Origin of the sequence: Kitasatospora sp. NPDC091257, from assembly GCF_044757675.1 — a bacterium.
Taxonomy (GTDB): Bacteria; Actinomycetota; Actinomycetes; order Streptomycetales; family Streptomycetaceae; genus Kitasatospora; species Kitasatospora lactacystinica.
Genome location: NZ_JBIVVI010001610.1, coordinates 1 through 1,623, shown reverse-complemented (window position 1 = coordinate 1,623; position 1,623 = coordinate 1). Strand labels below are relative to the sequence as shown.

At 71.1% G+C, this 1,623-nt stretch carries 1 protein-coding gene and 1 pseudogene; both read right to left on the bottom strand.

The annotated features are described in order from the left end of the window. On the bottom strand, positions 1-1,050 hold a 1,050-nt coding region (gene casA, locus ACIQOV_RS40710), incomplete at its 3' end, for a type I-E CRISPR-associated protein Cse1/CasA (protein ID WP_401056086.1). A gap of 233 nt (positions 1,051-1,283) precedes the next feature. Further along, positions 1,284-1,623: pseudogene (locus ACIQOV_RS40705) on the bottom strand (CRISPR-associated helicase/endonuclease Cas3); the annotation flags it as partial.

Sequence of the window (1,623 nt, the reverse complement as noted above, 5' to 3'; positions counted from 1 at the left end):
CTCGTCGAGCAGAACGCTGGTCTCGAAGGCGCCGTCCGGGCCCTGGCGGATGGGGGTGAGGAGGGCGTCCAGGCCCCGCCAGGCGGCCTTGCCCTGGGTGTGCCGGCGCGGCCTGCGTTCGGGCAGTGCCGACACGGACTTCTTGGCGGGCGCGGTGAACGTCCAGGCGGTGTGCGGCTCCTGTACGGACAGGGCCGTGAGTCGGTCTCCGGCGCTGATGACCACCCGGGCGACCTTCAGCCGGCCGGAATCGTTCTCGTGCGGGATGAGCCGGATCCGCCGGGCCTGCCAGGTCCACAGGTCGAGCAGGCCCTCGGCCGCGCGCGGCTTCCAGGAGGGGCCGTGCGGACCCCTTGTCCACTGCGGGGCTCCGAGGACACCGATCGGCGTGACCGGCAGGTTCAGCAGAAGGGTCTCGTACAGGGTGCGCCCGATGGGGATGATGACGCCGAGCTGGCCGAGCGGACCGGTGGGATTCCCGGTCGTCTTGCCCGCCTTGACCTGGTCGTCGCCGACGACGCCGGTCTTGATCGCCGCGGTGTCCCAGCAGTGCGTGTGCACGAGCCAGTGGGCAGCCTGGGCCGGCGTCAGATCGAGCGGGTCCGCGTCGGTGCGGCTGGCGAAAACTGGCACGTTGTTGCCGCTCGCCGCGGTCGCCACCAGGGCCGCAGAGCCCTTCGTCTCGTCCTTGGCAGTCCGTAGCCCGGCGACCTGTGCGAACGGGTCGACCGGATCGAAGAGGTCGAACTTCGCGCGGTGCTCGTCTAGGTACGCCTGGAGCATGTTCAGCTCGTCCTCGGTGAACCCGTCCTTCTGCGCGAGCCGGTCACCCTTCTCCCGCAGCGTCCGGGGTGCGCCGGTGGCGTGGGCGACGACGGGCAACAGGACCTGGCGCAGGACGGCCGGCAGCTGGGTGGAGAACTCGACGACGAGGCCTTCCAGCTCGTGGGCACGGGCCAGGGCCTCGGCGATCCCCAGCTCCACGGGCGGCCCCCCGCCGACGGGGCGCACCGCCAACCACGGTTCGTCGACAAGGTTGTACCCAGGCACGCGCTGTTCTCCCAACTAGCCATGTTTAGCTCGTTGCTGGTTCATCGTGGCACCCGCGACTCTCCGGTGTGAGGCGAATGCTTGAATTGCCCCTCGGTCCCGCGGGTTTCATGCGCGGGGATGGCCCCTGGCCGTGTTTGCGAGCCGGGTTCGGCTGCAAGTAGGCCCCGCGCTCGCGGGGTTGGGGGTGTGTGGGCGGAGCGGCACTGCGTCTGTTCCGCCCACACGACCCGCTACCGGTACGGTCTTCCTCCGCTCACCACGAGGCCGAGCAGGTCGTCGTAGCGCAGCCGGAAGTCTCCGATGACCGCCTCGCCCTGACCGTCGAGCTCCAGGGCCAGGCTGTAGCGCAGCCACGGATGGTCCCGCCATCCCGGCAGGGGGCCGAGTGCCTGCTTCGCCGGTTCGGTCAGCCTGACGGGAAGGCGCACCGTCCCGGAGAGCACGTCGTCGACCACCGCCGCGGCGACTTCGCCGTTCGGCCCGAGCCTGCGGCCCGTCACCGCCCGGAAGCCGCCCTCCTCCCGGTGGACCAGGACCACCTCCACGCTGGGGTCCCCGTCCCGGACGAGG